Annotated in this window: 17 protein-coding genes and 1 pseudogene; 11 read left to right on the top strand and 7 right to left on the bottom strand. The window is 62.8% G+C overall.

Annotation, left to right across the window (positions count from 1 at the left end; translation table 11 throughout):
• Nucleotides 1–13 precede the first annotated feature (13 nt).
• The 4 genes from HNO52_RS16185 to HNO52_RS16200 form a co-directional block, all read right to left on the bottom strand.
• On the bottom strand, nucleotides 14–1,294 hold the full coding sequence (locus HNO52_RS16185; RefSeq protein ID WP_197566269.1) for a TRAP transporter large permease: 1,281 nt from the start codon (nucleotides 1,292–1,294) through the stop codon (nucleotides 14–16).
• Nucleotides 1,291–1,809, bottom strand: a complete 519-nt coding sequence (locus HNO52_RS16190; protein WP_197566270.1) for a TRAP transporter small permease — start codon at nucleotides 1,807–1,809, stop codon at nucleotides 1,291–1,293. The genes HNO52_RS16185 and HNO52_RS16190 overlap by 4 nt, the downstream gene beginning before the upstream one ends.
• A 77-nt stretch (nucleotides 1,810–1,886) precedes the next feature.
• Nucleotides 1,887–2,873 carry a TRAP transporter substrate-binding protein gene (locus HNO52_RS16195; protein WP_197566271.1) on the bottom strand — a complete coding sequence of 329 codons (987 nt, stop codon included), beginning with the start codon at nucleotides 2,871–2,873 and terminating at the stop codon, nucleotides 1,887–1,889.
• Nucleotides 2,874–3,113: 240 nt separating this feature from the next.
• Nucleotides 3,114–3,575 carry a GlcG/HbpS family heme-binding protein gene (locus HNO52_RS16200; RefSeq protein ID WP_197566272.1) on the bottom strand — a complete coding sequence of 154 codons (462 nt, stop codon included), beginning with the start codon at nucleotides 3,573–3,575 and terminating at the stop codon, nucleotides 3,114–3,116.
• 179 nt (nucleotides 3,576–3,754) lie between these two features.
• On the opposite strand from HNO52_RS16200, the gene HNO52_RS16205 reads away from it, so the two are divergent.
• Nucleotides 3,755–4,438, top strand: a complete 684-nt coding sequence (locus tag HNO52_RS16205; RefSeq protein WP_197566273.1) for a GntR family transcriptional regulator — start codon at nucleotides 3,755–3,757, stop codon at nucleotides 4,436–4,438.
• A gap of 2 nt (nucleotides 4,439–4,440) precedes the next feature.
• Here HNO52_RS16205 and glcC read toward each other — a convergent pair whose 3' ends face one another.
• Entirely contained in the window at nucleotides 4,441–5,214 is a 774-nt protein-coding gene (glcC, locus tag HNO52_RS16210; protein WP_197566274.1) for a transcriptional regulator GlcC, read from the bottom strand.
• Between the two features lie 197 nt (nucleotides 5,215–5,411).
• Between glcC and glcD the strand changes: the two genes are divergently transcribed.
• From glcD to HNO52_RS16230, 4 genes and pseudogenes are all read left to right on the top strand, one after another.
• On the top strand, nucleotides 5,412–6,908 hold the full coding sequence (gene glcD, locus HNO52_RS16215) for a glycolate oxidase subunit GlcD (protein ID WP_197566275.1): 1,497 nt from the start codon (nucleotides 5,412–5,414) through the stop codon (nucleotides 6,906–6,908).
• 10 nt (nucleotides 6,909–6,918) lie between these two features.
• Nucleotides 6,919–8,010, top strand: coding sequence for a glycolate oxidase subunit GlcE (gene glcE, locus HNO52_RS16220; protein ID WP_197566276.1), 1,092 nt, complete (start codon nucleotides 6,919–6,921; stop codon nucleotides 8,008–8,010).
• Nucleotides 8,011–8,029: 19 nt separating this feature from the next.
• A complete protein-coding gene (glcF, locus tag HNO52_RS16225) occupies nucleotides 8,030–9,268 on the top strand; it encodes a glycolate oxidase subunit GlcF (RefSeq protein ID WP_197566277.1) in 1,239 nt (412 codons plus the stop codon).
• Between the two features lie 182 nt (nucleotides 9,269–9,450).
• A pseudogene (locus HNO52_RS16230) lies at nucleotides 9,451–9,853 on the top strand (GlcG/HbpS family heme-binding protein).
• A gap of 76 nt (nucleotides 9,854–9,929) precedes the next feature.
• Here HNO52_RS16230 and HNO52_RS16235 read toward each other — a convergent pair.
• Nucleotides 9,930–11,570: a BCCT family transporter gene (locus HNO52_RS16235; RefSeq protein WP_232090341.1), complete on the bottom strand. Its 1,641-nt coding sequence runs from the start codon at nucleotides 11,568–11,570 to the stop codon at nucleotides 9,930–9,932.
• 284 nt (nucleotides 11,571–11,854) lie between these two features.
• Here HNO52_RS16235 and HNO52_RS16240 point away from each other — a divergent pair, with 284 nt between their 5' ends.
• Entirely contained in the window at nucleotides 11,855–12,106 is a 252-nt protein-coding gene (locus tag HNO52_RS16240; RefSeq protein ID WP_197566278.1) for a PA2433 domain-containing protein, read from the top strand.
• A 53-nt stretch (nucleotides 12,107–12,159) separates the two neighbouring features.
• On the opposite strand, the gene HNO52_RS16245 is transcribed toward HNO52_RS16240, so the two are convergent.
• On the bottom strand, nucleotides 12,160–13,077 hold the full coding sequence (locus HNO52_RS16245; RefSeq protein ID WP_197566279.1) for a choline sulfate utilization transcriptional regulator: 918 nt from the start codon (nucleotides 13,075–13,077) through the stop codon (nucleotides 12,160–12,162).
• Between the two features lie 137 nt (nucleotides 13,078–13,214).
• Here HNO52_RS16245 and betC point away from each other — a divergent pair, with 137 nt between their 5' ends.
• From betC to HNO52_RS16270, 5 genes are all read left to right on the top strand, one after another.
• Nucleotides 13,215–14,756 carry a choline-sulfatase gene (betC, locus tag HNO52_RS16250; protein WP_197566280.1) on the top strand — a complete coding sequence of 514 codons (1,542 nt, stop codon included), beginning with the start codon at nucleotides 13,215–13,217 and terminating at the stop codon, nucleotides 14,754–14,756.
• A 310-nt stretch (nucleotides 14,757–15,066) separates the two neighbouring features.
• Nucleotides 15,067–15,333 carry a DksA/TraR family C4-type zinc finger protein gene (locus HNO52_RS16255; RefSeq protein WP_197566281.1) on the top strand — a complete coding sequence of 89 codons (267 nt, stop codon included), beginning with the start codon at nucleotides 15,067–15,069 and terminating at the stop codon, nucleotides 15,331–15,333.
• 119 nt (nucleotides 15,334–15,452) lie between these two features.
• Entirely contained in the window at nucleotides 15,453–16,352 is a 900-nt protein-coding gene (locus HNO52_RS16260; RefSeq protein WP_197566282.1) for a DMT family transporter, read from the top strand.
• Nucleotides 16,349–16,915 carry a gamma-glutamylcyclotransferase gene (locus tag HNO52_RS16265; RefSeq protein WP_197566283.1) on the top strand — a complete coding sequence of 189 codons (567 nt, stop codon included), beginning with the start codon at nucleotides 16,349–16,351 and terminating at the stop codon, nucleotides 16,913–16,915. Before HNO52_RS16260 ends, HNO52_RS16265 begins: the two co-directional genes overlap by 4 nt.
• 78 nt (nucleotides 16,916–16,993) lie before the next feature.
• Nucleotides 16,994–18,199, top strand: a complete 1,206-nt coding sequence (locus HNO52_RS16270) for a GGDEF domain-containing protein (RefSeq protein WP_232090343.1) — start codon at nucleotides 16,994–16,996, stop codon at nucleotides 18,197–18,199.
• The last annotated feature ends 33 nt before the right edge of the window (nucleotides 18,200–18,232 follow it).

Consider the following 18,232-nt stretch of genomic DNA (forward strand, 5'->3'; position numbering starts at 1 on the left):
AGGGTCATCGGGCTCACCGGTAGAAGAACTCCACCAGGCCCATGGGGAACACCGGCACGTAGGTCACCAGCATCAGCAGCACGAACAGGAGAACGACGAAGGGCACATTGGCCTTGGACACTTCCCAGATGTCCGCCTTGGCCACCGAGCAGGCGGTCATCAGCACGCTGGCGACGGGCGGCGTCTGCTGGCCGATGGCCAGGTTGAGTGTGACGATCATGCCGAAGTGGACCGGGTCGATGCCCACCATCATCACCAGCGGCATGACGATAGGCACGGTGAGGATGATGGCCGCCGCCGAGTGTAGGATCATGCCAATCAGCAGCAGGAAGATGTTGAGCAGCGCCAGCACCATGTACTTGTTATTGGTGAAGTCGCCGATCACTGCGGCCAGTGTCTGCGGCAGCTGGGCCCGGGTAAGGAAGTCCCCCAGCAGCGCGGAGCTTGCCACCAGCAGCATGACCACCGCGGTCTGGACGCCACCTTCGACCATCGCCGCCCTCAGTTTCGCCCACTTGAGCTCACGGTAGTGGACGCTGATCACCAGCGAGGCCACCACCGCCAGGGCGGCGCCCTCGGTGGCGGTCATGAAGCCACCGAAGATGCCCCCGAGGATCAGCAGGGGCAGCACGAAGGCCAGGCCGGCGGCCTTGAAGGTGCTCCACACCCGGCTGAGCTGAAAGACCTGCTCCACGGGCCAGTTGTAGCGCACCGCGAAGTACCAGGAGAGCGCCATCATCAGCAGGCCACCGACGACGCCCGGCACGATGCCGGCCACGAACAGCTGCACCACGGAAGTATCGGCCATGGCGGCATAGAGGATCATGGGGATCGAGGGCGGGATGATGATGGCGAGCGACGCCGAGGAGGACGTGAGGGCAGCGGTGAAGGGGGCCGGATAGCCCTTCTTCTTCATCGCCGGCATCAGGATGGAGCCCAGGGCCGCCACATCGGCCACCGCCGAGCCGGATATCTCGGCAAAGAACAGCGAGGTGCCGACGTTGACCATCGCCAGGCCGCCGCGGATGAACCCCAGCAGGGCCGAGGCGAAGTCGATCAGCCGCCGGGAGATGCCGCCGGTGTTCATGATGGCGCCGGCCAGGATGAACAGCGGGATGGCGATCAGCGGGAACTTGGTCGCCCCCTCGAACATCACGATGGGGAAGCTGAGCAGGCTGTTCGAGCCCTGCAGAACCAGCATCGCCAGCAGCGACACCGCGCCGAGGGCCACAGCGATGGGAATGTTGATGAAGATCATCGCCAGGCCTGACAGGAGGATCAGGGCAGTCGTCATTGCAGTTCCTCCACGATGTCGAGCTCCGAAGGCGGCGCCTTGCCGTGCCAGGCCTCGCGCATGATGGTAGGCAGATTGATCAGCTCGGCGATCACGTAGAGCCCGGCACCGATGGGAATGGTCGACTGGGTCACCCAGACCGGTATCGGCACGCTGACCAGGGTCGATCCGCCGATAATGCCGATGACATGCACGCCGTAGACGGCGAGCATCACGAAGAAGCCGAGGATGATTACCTCGCCGATCACCACCAGGATCATGCGCACCGGACGCGGCTGGGCATAGACCAGACCGGGCACGCTGATGTGGCCGCGCTTGAGGGCGGCAAGGGCGGCGCCATAGTAGGTCACCCAGGCCAGCATCACGGCGGCGACCTCGTCGTACCAGCTCAGGGCGTTGCCAGCGAATCGGAAGGTGACGCCGAGCAGCACGACTACCGCCAGCGACACCACTAGAAACATGGTGATGACTTCGAGCAACCACTCGAAGCCGGATCGCAATCTTGCCAGGGACATGGAGGTAACACTCCGTCGAGTCAGGGAGGGACCGCCCCATGAGGGGCGGTCGGGAAGGTCGGCTCAGCGGGCGAGGATCACTCCTCCTCGCCGAGCTCCAGCACGCGCTCGATCAGCTCGCTGCCGCCTTCCACTTCCTCGCCGAAGAGGTCGTAGACAGGGCCGCTGGCATCGATGAAGGCCTGCTTGTCGGCCTCGTTGATCTCCATGCCGGCCTCTTCCATCTCGCCGAGGAGTTGCTCGTCCTGCTCGGCGGCCGTCTCGTAGACGAAGTCCTGGACCTCCTGGGCGGTCTCCTCGAGGACGTCACGCACGTCTTCCGGCAGATCCTCCCAGTGGCTCTTGGAAACCACCACGTAGGCCGGTGTGTAGACATGGCCGGTCAGCGAGAGGTAGTCCTGGACCTCCTGGAACTTTTGGGAGTGAATCTGCACCAGGGGATTCTCCTGGCCATCCATGGTGCCGGTCTGCAACGCCGTGAAGACTTCAGAGAGCGCCATGGGCGAGGGGTTGGCGCCATACTCCTCGAACATGCGCACCCGCCAGGCGCCCTTCGGCGTGCGCAGCTTCAGACCCTCCAGATCCTCGGGCGTCTCGATGGGCCGCTCGTTGTTGGTGATCTGGCGGAAACCGTTCTCCCATACGGCGATAATCTTGTAGCCCTCCTCCTCTACCAGCGGATAGAGCTCGGGTTCGATGACTTCATCGATGACCCGCTTCATGTGCTCCCGATCCTTGATCAGGTAGGGCATCTCGAACAGGCCAAACTCATCGACCACCGAGGACATCACGGTGGAAGGCAGTGTGAAGGTGAGCTGGCCTAGCTTGAGCTTCTGCATCATGGAGTCGTCGCCACCCAGCTGGCTCGAACCGTAGACCTCCACCTGGTAGTCGTCACCCAGGCGCTCGTTGGCACGCTTGGCGAACTCATCGGCGGAGGCGGAGAACAGCGACCCGGGGTTGCCTACGTGGCCGAACTGCAGCTCGGTCTGTGCCATCCCCAGGCCGGGCGCCATGGCGACGGCAAGGGCGGTGGAGGCGAATGCTGTCTTGATCATTTTCATTGGATTCTCCGGTGCTGGCTTGTTGTTGTAGGCGTGCTGCCCGGGTGTGACATCCACTCGAAGGCAGTCTGCTGGCCATGGCGGCTCCTGCAGGACCGCGGGGACATCCCGACGGTCCGAGCATCCTCGGCCATCCAACGGCTCGGTGAGTCCGACCGTTACGAATCCAATTTGAATTCAAAATTCATTATTAGGTATTAAACTTTAGTCAAACCAATCTGACAGATACTGACTTTACCCTCATGTCGGCTCGATCCCCCAGGCCAATCCCGCCGCCTCGATACCAGCAATGGCGGCGGCTTCATCCTCAGCCGAAGATGCGCCACTGGCGCCCACGGCACCAATGACAAAGGATTCGCCATTCAGGATCAGTACGCCGCCCGGGACCGGAACGAAATGGCCATTCGATACGGCAGCTACGCTGGCGAGGAAGGCCGGTCGCTCCGCATTGCGGGCCCCGATCACGCCGCTCGAGGCGCCATTACCCAGCGCAGCGAAGGCCTTGCCCTGAGCTACGGGAAAGCGCAGCGGGGCACAGCCGTCTTCTCGCTCGGCGGCGACAACGTGACCGCCACCGTCGATCACCACCACGGTAAGAGGCTCCAACGAGGTATCGCGCGCCATGGCGAAAGCCCCGTCGATGATGGCTCTGGCCTGGGAACGACCAAGCTGAAACTGACTGCGGAAGACTTTGCCGGCCATGGGAGACTCCTTATGATGGTCAGGTAGTAGATATTAGTTGAATTTTGAATTCATAATATCTTCTGTGAAAGAATGCCAGTCGGACCCGTTTCCGCCGAGATGAATAAGTAGGGCTCGGCGACGCAGAGGGAACACCGGCCGGGACCATCGGGACGCCAACGCCTCTAGGACTTCATGCCATGAGTAAAATCCAGCATCGCAGCCTTTATCTGGAAGTGGCCGACCGCGTCCGGGAACTCATCGAGCAGGGGGATCTCGCACCGGGCGAGCGAATATCGGAGAAGCAGCTCTGCGAACGGTTCGGGGTGTCCCGCACACCGCTACGAGAAGCCCTGAAGGTGCTCGCCTCCGAGGGCCTGATCGAGCTACTGCCCAACCGTGGAGCCCGTGTCATGCGCCTGACGCTGAAGATGGTCAAGGATACCTACGACCTGATGGGAACTCTCGAGGGGCTATCCGGCGAGCTCGCCTGCCAGAACATCAGCGATGAGGGCATAAAGGCCATACGTGCACTGCATGACGAGATGCTCCGGCACTACCACGACCGCAACCTGCCGGAGTACTTCAAGGTCAACCAGAAGATCCACGAGGGGATACTGGCCGCCTCGGCTAACGAGGTACTGCAGGAGATGTACAGCAACCTCAGCCAGCGCGTGAAACGCGTGCGCTATTCGAAAAAGATGACCGACGATTTCTGGCGCCGCGCCGTTCAGGATCACGAGCACATGATCCTGGCGCTTGAGTCACGTGACGGGAAACGCCTGGGGCAGATACTACGCGACCACCTCTGCAACAAACTCGAGGTGGCTTCGCTGGCTGGTGTCATCGAGAATGAGAAAACGCTCGATACCGTCAATGCCTGATCTCACGCCCACTCCTTGAGCCGCATCGCCGAACGCTCCAGGCGCTGATCCTCCGCCTCGATCTCGCGCAGTTGCGCCTCGATTCCCGACAGGTGATCGAGTGCGGCGCGCCGGGCCGACTTGGGCTTGCCCTCCATCACCGCCCGGTAGAGCCGGGCATGCTGGCGGTTGATCATCTGTCTCGGTGCCTCGCGGTGATAGAGGTTCTTCACCGAGGCGAAGACCGAGCTCAGCAGCAGATCGGTCAGCGACTGCAGCGTGTGCACCAGGACCGGGTTGTGGGAGGCCTGGCAGATGGCCAGGTGAAAGGCATGATCGAGGTGTGCCAGTTGCTCCACTTCGATCTCGCCCCGCTCGACGTACTCGACCATGGCTTCGTAACGACGTTGGATCAGCACGCGGTCGGCCGGCGTGGCGCGCTCCGCGGCCAGCCTGGCCGATTCGCCCTCGAGCAGTGAGCGTACCTCGAGCAGATCGAACAGGGTCCGTGGATGATCGCGAAACAGGTGCATCAGCGGGCTGTCGTCGCGCCCGGCCACCAGCTCCGCCACTACCGAACCGTGCCCCTGCCGGGTGACGATGATGCCCTTGCTGCGCAGCACACGCAGCCCTTCGCGAAGCGAGGTACGCGAGACACCGAGTCGATCGCACAGGCGCCGTTCCGAAGGCAACAGCTGCCCGGGGCGAAACACACCATCGAGAATCAGCCGCTCCAGGCGGGCCGCCACCGCATCGGGCGTACGTGCTCGCATCAGTGGTTCAGTACTTTCAAGCATGGCTCCTCCGGGCGCGGTGCAGCGGCTTGTAACCGCCTGATGATTGCGCCATGGTGTAACATGAAAATTATTTCCAAGGTAATTATAAACAACTGGTAATACCAGTAGACCACAGGCTGGACAAGACGGCCGGCGGGGCGCAAATTGGATTCCTGCACAAGGATAACCCGCCGCCAAGACTTGCAGTGAGGCGCTTGATGAACATCCTCTTCGATGAAAGGCTCGACGGCCCGACCCCCGAGTTGGACCAGGCGGCCATCCGCGACACACTTCTTCAGGCCATTCCGGGCATGACCCTGCTGCATCGCGAGGAGGACATGCGCCCCTTCGAGTGCGACGGGCTCTCGGTTTACCGTACCCTGCCACTACTGGTAGCGCTGCCCGACTCGATGGCGCAGGTCGAACGGCTGCTCAAGGAGTGCCATCGACTCGGCGTGCCGGTGGTGACCCGCGGTGCCGGCACCGGGCTTTCCGCCGGCGCACTGCCGCTCACGCACGGCGTGCTGCTGGTGATGTCACGCTTCTCGCGCATCCTCGAGATCGATGCCGAGGCGCGAACCGCCCGGGTTGAGCCCGGCGTGCGCAACCTGGCCATCTCCGAGGCAGCCTCGCCCTACGGGCTCTACTACGCCCCGGACCCCTCGTCGCAGATCGCCTGCTCGATCGGCGGTAACGTGGCCGAGAATGCTGGTGGCGTGCACTGCCTCAAGTACGGCCTGACCGTCCACAACGTGATCAAGGTGGAAGTCCTCACCATCGAAGGCGAGCATATGACGCTGGGCAGCGACGCCCTCGACGCCCCCGGCTTCGACCTGCTGGCGCTGTTCAACGGCTCCGAGGGTATGCTCGGCGTGGTTACCGAAATCACCGTCAAGCTGTTGCCCAAGCCCGAGGTCGCCAAGGTGCTGATGGCCAGCTTCGATGACGTCGAGAAAGCCGGCAATGCCGTGGGCGCAATCATCGAGGCCGGCATCATCCCCGGCGGCCTGGAGATGATGGACAAGCTCGCCATCATCGCCGCCGAGGATTTCATCGGTGCCGGCTACCCGGTTGATGCAGAGGCGATCCTGCTTTGCGAACTCGACGGTGTCGAGGCCGATGTCGACGACGATAGCGAGACCGTGCGTCGCGTGCTCGAAGATGCCGGTGCCACCGGCATTAAGCAGGCCCGCGACGACGCCGAGCGCGCCAGGTTCTGGGCCGGGCGCAAGAATGCCTTCCCCGCGGTGGGGCGCATGTCGCCCGACTACTACTGCATGGACGGCACCATTCCCCGCCGCGAGCTGGCCCGCGTACTGAAGGGCATCAGCGACCTCTCCGAGCGCTATGGGCTGAAGGTAGCCAACGTGTTCCATGCCGGCGACGGCAACATGCATCCGCTGATCCTGTTCGATGCCAACCGCGAAGGCGAGCTGGCCGTGGCCGAGGCGATGGGCGGCGAGATCCTGGAACTGTGTGTCCGGGTGGGCGGCTCCATCACTGGCGAACACGGCGTCGGCCGCGAGAAGATCAATCAGATGTGCGCCCAGTTCCGCCCCGACGAGCTGGCCACCTTCCGCGCCGCCAAGGCCGCCTTCGACCCCCGCGACCTGCTCAACCCGGGCAAGAACATTCCCACCCCGGCGCGCTGCTCGGAGTTCCGAACCATCAAGAGTGCGACTGCCGACACCGCCCCCGGTGCACAGCAAGGCTGACGGAGTGACCATGGCAACAGCAACGACTCCCCACGACCACGATGCCAGCGAAGCCCTTGCCGAGCGCATCCGACAGGCCAACGCCGACGGCACCCCGCTGCGCATCGTCGGCGGCGACACTCGCTTTTTCTACGGCCGCGAGGTGAAAGGCGAAGAGCTCTACACTCATGAGCACTGCGGCATCAGCTTCTACGATCCGGTGGAGCTGGTGGTTTCGGTGCGCGCCGGCACGCCGCTGGCCGCGCTCGAGACGGCCCTTGCCGAGCACGGCCAGATGCTGCCCTTTGAGCCGCCCCGCTACGGTGAGGCAAGCACTGTGGGCGGGATGGTCGCCAGCGGCCTCTCCGGCCCGCGGCGGCCTTGGGCCGGCGCGGTGCGCGATTTCGTGCTGGGCACGCGAGTGATCAATCACGAAGGCATCGAGCAGCGCTTCGGCGGCGAGGTGATGAAAAACGTGGCAGGTTATGACCTGTCGCGACTGATGGTCGGCGCGCAGGGCTCCTTGGGCCTGATTACCGAAGTCTCGTTCAAGGTGCTGCCGCTACCGGGCGCCGTGCAGAGCCTGCATCTGGAGCTGCCGCTCGAAGAGGCCCGCCTTCGCCTGGCCGAGTGGGGCCGCGAACCGCTGCCGATCAGCGCCGCCGCCTGGCTCGATGGCGCCCTGCATCTGCGTCTGGAAGGCGGCCCTAGCTCGGTGGCCGCCACCCGCGCGCGCATCGGCGGCGACGAGCTCGACAATGTTTTCTGGACCGCCCTACGCGACCAGCAGATGCCTTACTTCCGCGCCGGCCAGGCGCCGCTGTGGCGACTCTCGCTGCCCCACCGTGCGCCGCCACTGGATCTTCCCGGTATCGACGAGCGGCTGTTGATTCACGACTGGGCCGGTGCCCAGCGCTGGTTGCGCGCCGAACTTGACGCCGAAACCGTGCGACAGGCCTGCCGCGACGCCGGCGGCCACGCCACCTGCTACGGCCCACGCCCGGCCGATGTGGAACCCTTCACACCGTTGCCCGAGGTGTTGACGAAGTATCACCGTAACCTCAAGGCTCAGCTCGACCCCAAGGGAATTTTCAACCCCGGCCGGCTCTACGCGGCGTTCTGAGACGCACAGGATTTTCGACATGCAGACGCACTTCACCGAGGAAGCCCTCAAGCAGCCGCATATCCAGGAGGCCGACCGCGTCCTGCGCAGCTGCGTGCACTGCGGCTTCTGCAACGCCACCTGTCCCACCTACCAGCTGCTGGGTGACGAGCGCGACGGCCCACGCGGGCGCATCTACTTGATGAAGCAGATGCTGGAGAACCCGGACGACGACGAGAACGTCACCGAGCAGACCCGCCTGCACCTGGACCGCTGCCTGACCTGCCGCAACTGCGAGACCACCTGTCCCTCCGGCGTGGAGTACCACAAGCTGCTCGACATTGGCCGCGCCGAGATCGAGCGCCGCGTACCGCGCAGCGCTGCCGACCGCGCCCAGCGCTTCGCCCTGCGCAAGGCGCTGGTGGAGCCCAAACGCTTCCAGGCGCTGCTCAAGCTGGGCCAGACCTTCCGCCCGCTGGTTCCGGGCAAGCTCAAGGACAAATTGCCACCCAAGCCGGTGGACGCCGGCACGCGCCCCGACCACCAGCGCCACGCACGGCAGATGCTGGTACTCGAAGGCTGCGTGCAGCCGGGGCTGTCGCCCAACACCAATGCCGCCACGGCGCGTGTGCTCGACCGCCTGGGCATCGGCCTCACGCCGGCCAGCGAAGCCGGCTGCTGTGGAGCCGTCGACTTTCATCTCAACGCCCAGGACGACGGCCGCGCTCGGGCGCGGGCCAACATCGACGCCTGGTGGCCACACATCGAGGCCGGGGCCGAGGCGATCGTGCAGACCGCCAGCGGCTGCGGCGCCTTCGTCAAGGAGTATGACGAGATCCTCGCCGATGACCCGGCCTACGCCGAGAAGGCCAAGCGCGTGAGCGAATTGGCCAAGGATCTGGTCGAGGTGCTACGCGATGAAGACCTGCAAGACCTGAAGGTCGATGCAGGCCGTCGCCTCGCCTTCCACTGCCCTTGCACCCTGCAGCACGCCCAGAAACTCGGCGGCGCGGTGGAGGGTGTGCTGATCAAGCTCGGCTTTACCCTGACCCCGGTTCAGGATGCGCACCTCTGCTGCGGTTCGGCGGGCACCTACTCGATCACCCAGCCGGAGCTTGCCACCCAGTTGCGCGACAACAAACTCAACGAGCTGGAGGCCGGTAATCCCGAGACGATCGTCACCGCCAACATCGGCTGCCAGACCCACCTCAACGGCGCGGGGCGCACGCCGGTCAGGCATTGGATTGAGATTGTCGACGAAGCCCTGGAGAAACACTGAGTCGCTACTGCACTACGCATCTTGCGCGGGGCGGTACTGGTGCGCCAGCCCGGTCGGAATCCTCACATACTAAAGTATGCTTCGGTTCCTGCGTTCCAGCCTCGCGCAACCTGCGTTCGTTCGTGACGCGCCTCAGCGCTTCTCAACCATCGAAAAGAAATTGTGAATAAGAGGAAGGAACCATGAAGACCAAGCCCGTACTCACCCTGACCGACGTCAACGCCATCCTCGACGCCGCCCAGAAAGAAGCCGAAGCCAACGGTTGGGCGGTGACCATCGCCGTGGCCGACGACGGCGGCCACCTGCTCGGCCTGCGCCGCCTCGACGGGGCGGCACCGATGACGCCGGACGTCGCCACGCAGAAGGCGCGCAGCGCCGCACTCGGCCGCAAGGAGACCCAGGTCTTCGAGGAGATGATCAACGGCGGCCGCAACGCTTTCCTCTTCCGCCCCGCTCTCTGGCCTGCTCAGCGGCGGTGTTCCCGTGCTGGTCGATGGCGAGGTCGCAGGTACCGTCGGTGTGTCGGGCGTCAAGCCCGACCAGGACGTACAAATCGCCAAGGCCGGCATCGTCGCCATCGGCTGAACTTTCCTGCCTGCCAGACAAACGCCCCGCTGGCCTGGCAGCGGGGCGTATTGCTTCTCACCTGGTCAGCGCTGGATCAGGGAAGCTTGCGGCGCAGCTCGCCATTCAACGCCACGATGATGGAGTAGCACATCAACAGCATCACGATGGAGAACGGAATCGCCGTCGCCGTCACCCCCGCCTGCAGTGCTGTCAGTCCCCCGCCAATCAGCAGCACGATGGCGACCAATCCCTCCACCGTAGCCCAGAACATCCGCTGTGGCCGTGGCGCATCGATCTTGCCGCCGGCAGTGATGGTATCGATCACCAGGGAGCCGGAATCCGATGAGGTGACGAAGAAGATCAGCGCCAGCATGATGCCGAGGGTCGACATAAGCCCCGTCAACGGCAGCTCGTTGAGCATCCCGAACAGCGACAGCTCGGGACTGTAGCTATCGATCACGTACTCCTTGACCAGGCTGCCTGCGGGGTCGGCGTAGAGTTGATCCAGTGCAGTGGCACCGAAGACGCCCATCCAGATGAAGATGAACAGACTGGGAATCAACAATACGCAGGTCACGAACTCCCGTACTGTGCGCCCACGCGACACCCGGGCGATGAACATACCGACAAACGGCGCCCAACTGATCCACCAGGCCCAGTAGAAGATCGTCCACGCCTGACGGTAGGCGTCGTCGTCACGACCGAAGGGGGCCGACAGCGGGACGAACTCCTTCACATAGGTAGCAAGGCCGGTCCAGAACCCGCCCAGGGCCACCAGGGTCGGGCCGGCGAACAGCACGAAGAAGAAGAACAGCACGGCCATGATCATGTTGATTTCAGAGAGCTTCTTCACGCCCCCCTCGAGCCCGCGCCAGACCGATACCAGTGCCACCGCCGTCACCAGCACGATGATGACGACCTGGGCGGCGGTGCTGACCTCCAGCCCGAAGACGAAGTTCATCCCGGCGTTGGCCTGCTGCGCCCCTAGCCCGAGCGACGTCGCCAGGCCGAACAGGGTGGAAAACACTGCCAGTATGTCGATGACATGCCCCCACCAGCCCCATACGCGCTCGCCCAGGATCGGAAAGAACGCCGAGCGAATGGAGAACGGCAATCCCTTGTTATAGGTGAAGATGGCCAGTGCCAACGCCATGACCACGTAGACGGCCCAGCCGTGAATGCCCCAATGCAGGTAAGTGCCTGCAAGGCCCAAGGCCGTCGCTTCGGGCACGGCCGCGGGATTGAGCTCCCCATCGGCGCCGAACGGCGAGGCAATGCCCAACGGCAGGGAGACGTTGGCATGGTAGACCGGCTCCAGCACTCCGAAGAACAGCAATCCGATGCCGATACCGGCGGCAAACAACATCGCAAACCACGAGAGGTAGCCGTAATCCGGCCGAGCATCGGGTCCGCCCAGCCTGACCGAGCCATAGGGCAGGACGACGAGCGCGATACAGAACAGGATGAAGAAATCCACCACCAGCATGAAATACCCATCGAGCGTCCCGGTGGCGAAGCCAACGATAGACTGGAAGATGCTCCCCGCCCTTTCCGGGAAAAGCAGAGTAAGCAGGATGAAGACTCCCGATGCGAGTGCCGATACGACGAAGACCCGGTTGTGGATATCGAAACCGATGGGCCCCAACCGCCCTTCGATATTGTCTTGGCCAACGGTGTAGTCCGTTTGCATGTCGCTAGCCGCATGGTGCGGCTCCGGGTCACTCGAGTTGTTCATGGGTTACTCCTTTTATCAATATAAATAATGGCTTAGCTTTTCTCTTCAGCCTATATGAGCCAGGCCAACCATTCCACAGACATCCCTGTTGGTCCCATTCGACGAGAACATCGTCGTCTCTGTATGAAACGCAATGGCCATCTATACTGACAGCGCCGGCCATTGCCCTGCACGCCACCATCCGTTCACGGCCAGTCAGACAATGGCAAGGCACCTGACAAAAGCATTCACGGCCAGTCCGGGGAGGAGCTTGACAGGGCTGCGCCCCACGGGAGGAACCCAAAATGATCAAAAAGTTATTTGCCGCACTCGTGTTGATGGCCTTCATGGCGCCTGCCTGGGCCAGCCAGTGCCCCATGCTCATGTCCGAGATCGATGACGCTTTAGAGGATGACGCCAAGGTTTCTCAGCTCAGCGAAGATGAGATCGCTCGCGTCAAGGAGTTACGCGATCAGGGCGAGCAGTACCACAACGACGGTGACCATGCCCAGTCCGAGGAGGCACTCAACGAGGCCAAGGAGATCCTTGGCGTCTAAGAAACATGCCGGGCGCGGGTTCACGCCCGGCATCTCTTCCCGCCGGCTTGCTTTCAAGCTTCCTGCGCCTGAGCCGCGCACTCCAGCACCCACTCCTGCAGCGCCCGTTTTGCCTCGCCGGGAATGTCCGGGCGTGCATCGACCAGGCCATAGCCCCGCGGCGAACGCAGGCGCAGGTCTTGCAGGCCGACCAGCATCCCCTTCTCCAGCATGTCATCGACCAGGCCGCGCCACCCCATGCCGATGCCTTGCCCGGCAATCGCTGCCTGGATCAGCAGGGTGTAATTGTTGAAGGTCAGCTCCGACGATTCGAGGTGAGTCATACCCCCCAACCGCTCGAAATAGCTCGGCCAATCCAGCCAACGCAGCCCCTGCTCGGCAGTCAGCGTCAGCAGCGGCGCCTTGCTGAGTGCCTCGAGATCCGAGATCGGTCCGTGCTGTTGCAGAAAGCCCGGGCTGCACACGGGAAAGACATCTTCACAGAACAGCAGCGGAACGCCGCTGGCAAGAATACGCTCATCGCAGAATACGATCGCCACGTCGACCTCCTGGGCCCGCCAGTCGAGTACGCCCTGGTTGGTGACGATGCGTACGTCGATATGCGGATGACGTTCGCGGAAGCGCGGCAGTCGCGGCATCAGCCAATAAGCGGCGAACGAGAAGTCGGTCAGGATGTTCACGTGCGGATGGCGATGCTTGTGCTGGAGCCGTTCGATGGTGCGATCGATGGTGCCGAAGCCCTCCTGCACGCTGACGAACAGCGCATGTCCCGCCTCGGTCAACTTTACCCCCCGGTAGATGCGTTCGAACAGCACCAGGCCGAGCTGCTCTTCCAGGGCGCGCACCTGCTGGCTGACGGCGGACTGTGTCGAACGCAGTTCACGCGCCGCGGCGGTGAAGCTCAGGTGCCGGGCTGCCGCCTCGAACACTCGCAGGCCGTTGGGCGACCCAGACTTTGCTATCCACGACATTAGTTTAACTAATGCCTCCCATAAAAATTTAGCAAGTTTACAAGCCATGAGATTAGCAGGGAGACTGTCATAAGAGACAGCCCCGGTTGGCTCGAGCATGACAATCCAGTGCGCAGCGACAAGCAAGAGAGGCCCCCATGACCCGCAAGCAACCCAATATCCTGTTCCTGATGGCCGACCAGATGAAGGCATCGGCGCTGCCCATCTATGGCCATCCGCTGGTCAAGACACCCAACCTGTCGCGACTGGCTGCCGAGGGCGTGGTATTCGACTCGGCCTACTGCAACAGTCCGCTGTGCGCGCCGTCACGCTTTACATTAATGGCCGGCCAGTTGCCTTCACGCATCGGCGGTTATGACAATGCCGCCGAGTTCGCCGCCGACATTCCGACCTTTGCCCACTACTTGCGCGATGCCGGCTACGCCACCGCGCTGTCGGGCAAGATGCACTTCTGCGGCCCGGATCAGCTCCACGGCTTCGAGGAGCGCCTGACCACCGACATCTACCCGGCCGACTACGGCTGGTTCGTCGACTGGGAGAACTTCGACGAGCGGCCGAGCTATTACCACAACATGTCATCGGTGATTCAGGCCGGCCCCTGCGTGCGCTCCAACCAGCTCGATTTCGATGACGAGGTCACCTTCCGCGCCAAGCGTTTCCTCTACGACTATGCTCGCAACAATCCGGCGCACAACGGCGAGCGGCGTCCCTTCTGCCTGACCGTATCGCTGACCCATCCGCACGACCCCTACACCATTCCGCAGGAGTACTGGGACCGCTACGACCATGATGCCATCGACATGCCGCGCGTCCCCTACTCGCGCGTACTGATGGATCCGCATTCCCAACGCCTGCGTCATGTCTATCAGCTCGACGAGGACTCCATTACAGACGAGCAGATCCGTAACGCGCGCCACGCCTACTACGGCGCGCTCAGCTACGTCGACGACCAGATCGGCGCCGTGCTGAAGACCCTGAAGGAGACCGGCCTCGACGAGGACACCATCATCGTATTCTCCGGCGACCACGGCGACATGCTCGGCGAGCGCGGCCTCTGGTACAAGATGAGCTGGTTCGAGGATTCGGCCCGCGTCCCGATGATCGTCCATGCCCCCGAGCGCTTTACCCCGGGCCGCGTGCGCGAGTCGGTGTCGACCATGGATCTGTTGCCGACCTTTGCCGAACTTGCCCATCACGGCGAGGCACCGGAATACGCCGTGCCCATCGACGGTCGCAGCCTGCTGCCACATCTGACCGGCAATGGCGGACACGACGAGGTGATCGGCGAGTATCTCGGCGAAGGTGCCATCGCACCGCTGCTGATGATCCGCCGCGGACGCTACAAGTTCGTCTATACGGCTCCCGATCCCGACCAGCTGTACAACCTCGAGGCCGACCCGCTGGAACTCAACAACCTGGCCGAGGACCCCGCGCACCTGGACCTGTGCAAGCAGTTCCGCAATGAGGTCGCTAGCCGCTGGGACTATAAGCGGGTTCACGGCGAGGTGATCGCCAGCCAGCAACGCCGCAAACTTGTTTCGCGGGCACTCAAGCAGGGCAAGGTCACGCCTTGGGATCACCAGCCGATGTTCGATGCCAGGACCCAGTACATGCGCAACAACATCGACTTGGACGATCTTGAGCGGCGCTCGCGCTTCCCCGTGGCCTCAATCGAATAGCCAGGAGGAATAGTACGGCATGCACAACTGCTACAGTCGTAGCAAGGAAAACAGCAGCGAAGGCTTATGAAAAAAACGTTTAAAATAAAATGATATAAAAAGCAGAGTTCAGCTGCTGTTTCCTGAGAGGGCGGGAAGCCTGTTCCAGTCCATTGTCAGCTTCTCAACCGGGACGCTGGAATGGTATTCAAGATCTTCGTGGATTTTCTGAACCCATTGAGCTGGACTCCAGGGAGTGGTCCGCACCGTTCGGATAGCCCAAACTGTCAGCATGATCAGACGGCTCATTGAGAGCCGAAGGGGGCAAAACATGGCAGGCGGCTGGTCACGAGACGGAGCGGTACAAGAACAGATCGACAGTACCGTCGAGGATGCGTTGCAGCGAGCGCGCAGCGAACTGCCCCGGGGCGAGAGCCTGACGCACTGCGAGGAGTGCGATGAACCGATTCCCCAGGCGCGTCGAGAGGCCATGCCCGGCGTGCGCCTGTGCATCGCCTGCCAGAGCGAGCGCGACAAGCAGCGCACCGCCTACAGTGGCTACAACCGGCGTGGCAGCAAGGACAGCCAGCTGCGCTGAGCATCGCCTGCCAGAGTTTATTAGCCTCCTTAGCATTTTCACCTCTGGGACAGCTCGATATCATAGTGACTCGACAAGCCCCGACATCAGCGGGGCTTCTTCATGCTCATGAGGCCGCCATGCCGTTGCTCTATTTCTTGCCCCCGCTGGGGGCCGTGCTGATCTGGTCGGGCAACATGACCATCAACCAGCTCACCGTGGGAACGATCGCCCCCAGCAGCATCGCCTTCTTGCGCTGGGTGCTGGCATTGGCCGTGCTGACCCCCTTCGTGTTGCCGGCCGCCTGGCACCACCGCAAGACGTTACGCCGCGAATGGCCCAAGCTGGCCGTACTGGGGCTGCTCGGCATGGGGCTCTGGCAAGGGCTTGCCTACGTGGCCGCCGAGACCACCACGGCCACCAACATGGGCATACTGGCGGCTATGGTGCCACTGCTGACGGTCCTGCTCAGCGCCTTGATCCTGCGTGAGGCGCCCAGCCGCGGCGGCACCTTGGGGGGACTGATTGCGCTGTTCGGAGTACTGGTGCTGCTGGGACGGGGCGACCCGCTGGCGCTGCTGGATCTTCAGGTGGCCCTTGGCGATCTGCTTATGGTGGTGGCCGCCACCTGCTATGCGCTCTATGGCGTGATGCTCAAGCGCTGGCCGCTGGCCCTGCCGCCCTGGGTGGTGCTCTATGCCCAAGTGGTATTCGCCGTGCTGTTCCTGCTGCCACCCTATCTGATGGGGCCCATGACACCGGTCGACGGCCAGAACGTGTGGCTGATCCTCTACGCTGGTATCCCCGCCTCGATCGTGACGACTTTCCTGTGGATGCGAGCGATCCGCCAGATCGGCGCCAGCCAGGCCAGTATCTTCATCAACCTGATGCCGTTGTTCAGCGCCCTGATCGCCATGCTCTTCCTAAGCGAGCGCATTGCCCTGTTCCATCTGGTCGGCGGCCTGCTGGTGCTCGCCGGCGTGATCATGGCCCAGACACTGACCCAACCGCTGCTACGCAAGACGCCGAGCCCGTCATGACCCACGACACCACGCACCTCAATCGCGAACGGATCTTCTTCGATCCCGACGAGACGATCTGGCTGTTCGGCTATGGCTCGCTGATCTGGAAGGCCGAGTTTCCCTTCCACGAGCATCGCCCTGCTCATATCGAGGGCTGGGCCAGGCGTTTCTGGCAGGGCTCCCACGATCACCGCGGCACGCCGGAAGCACCGGGACGCGTGGCCACGCTGGTCGAGTCGCCCTATTCTGTCTGCCAAGGCATGGCCTACCGCATCGATGCCGACACGCTGGGGCCGCTGGACGTGCGTGAGAAGAACGGTTATCTGCGCGAGAGAGTGATACTGCACTTCCAAGACGGCAGCCACGCCGAGGGGTTGATCTATCTCGCGACAGAAGATAACGCCGCCTTCCTCGGCGACGCCCCGCTCGAGGAGATGGCTCGGCAGATCGCCACCGCCCATGGCCCCAGCGGCGCCAATCGCGACTACCTGCTGAACCTCGCTGCCGCGCTGGAGAATCTCGGCGCACAGGATGAGCATGTGTCCACCTTGATGACACGGGTCAGTAGCATAAAAAATTAAGTTAGGCCTTTTCCAGCCGATAACCCTTTCAGAGCACCAGACCAAAAATGGTGCCGTTCTCGTAAGGGGGAACCGGCTGTGAAAGAAACCCTGCTGCAAGCCGTGGAAGCGGACCTGTTCAGGCCCTGGTATCGTCTGCGCTTCAGTGCCGTGGTGGAAGCCCGCTTCATGGCCGACACCTCCGCTCGTCGCAGGCGCCATTTGCTGATCGCCGGCATCGTGGCACTGGTGATCTACGATCTTTATATCTTCAATGACTACGTCATTCGTCCAGAGTCGATGCAAACCGCTGCCTGGATTCGCTTCGGCCTGATGACCCCCTTGGCTATCTTGGCCCTCTACTGTGTACGCCTTCGCCTGCCCCCGGCCATACGTGAAGCGACGATGGCCGCTACCCTGGTCTTGGGAATGCTGTGTTCCAGCCTGATCTTCTACCTGTCCAAGTCACCCTATTCGTTTCTCGATACCTTCTCGTTCGGCCTGATTCTGGTGGTGGGCAATATTCTCTTTTCGCTGCGCTTCAGCTTCGCCCTCGTCTCATCACTTCTCTGCGGGGTTATCATGGCGGCTTTCGTGGTGCCCTACGATCACACTGATAGTGCAGTAAAAATCAATACGCTGGTTCTCTTTGTCTCGAGTGCCGTCTTTACCTTGCTGGCCAACTTCCGCCTGGAAGCCAGCGAGCGCCAATCCTACCTGCTGCTGCTACGCGAGCAGCTCAGGGCCAACGCTGCGCTTCATGACAACCGGGCCCTGACCAAGATTTCCATTACCGACCCGCTGACCGGCGTCGCCAACCGACGCCACTTCGATACCATGCTGGAGCTGCGTTGGGACGAGGCACTCGCCGAGAACACCCTGCTTGGCATGCTGGTCATCGATATCGATCACTTCAAGAGTTACAACGACCATTACGGCCACCTGAAGGGAGACGCCTGCCTGCGCCAGGTCGCCCAGGAGATGCAGAACCATATCCGAAATGAGGTCGATTTGGTGGTGCGCTATGGTGGGGAGGAGTTCGTCGTGCTGCTGCCGAACGCCTCGGCCTCTTCGACGATGCGCGCCGCCCAACGCATCCGGCAGGGCATCGAGGCACTCGCCATTCCCCGGGCAGGCCCGGGGGTGATCACCGTAAGCGTCGGCGCGGCCGCCCTGAGACCACATAAATCGATGGAGTCCGCGACGTTGCTCTCGATTGCCGACGCGGCACTCTTCCAGGCCAAACGTGCGGGGCGAAACCGCAGCGTGCTGGCACCGCTGCAGGATGGGCCGCTACCCGCATGAAACGCCGAGGCCTGGTACGGCCCAGCCGGCTAG

It is taken from the genome of Halomonas sp. MCCC 1A13316, from assembly GCF_014931605.1.
In the GTDB taxonomy this organism is placed as follows: domain Bacteria; phylum Pseudomonadota; class Gammaproteobacteria; order Pseudomonadales; family Halomonadaceae; genus Halomonas.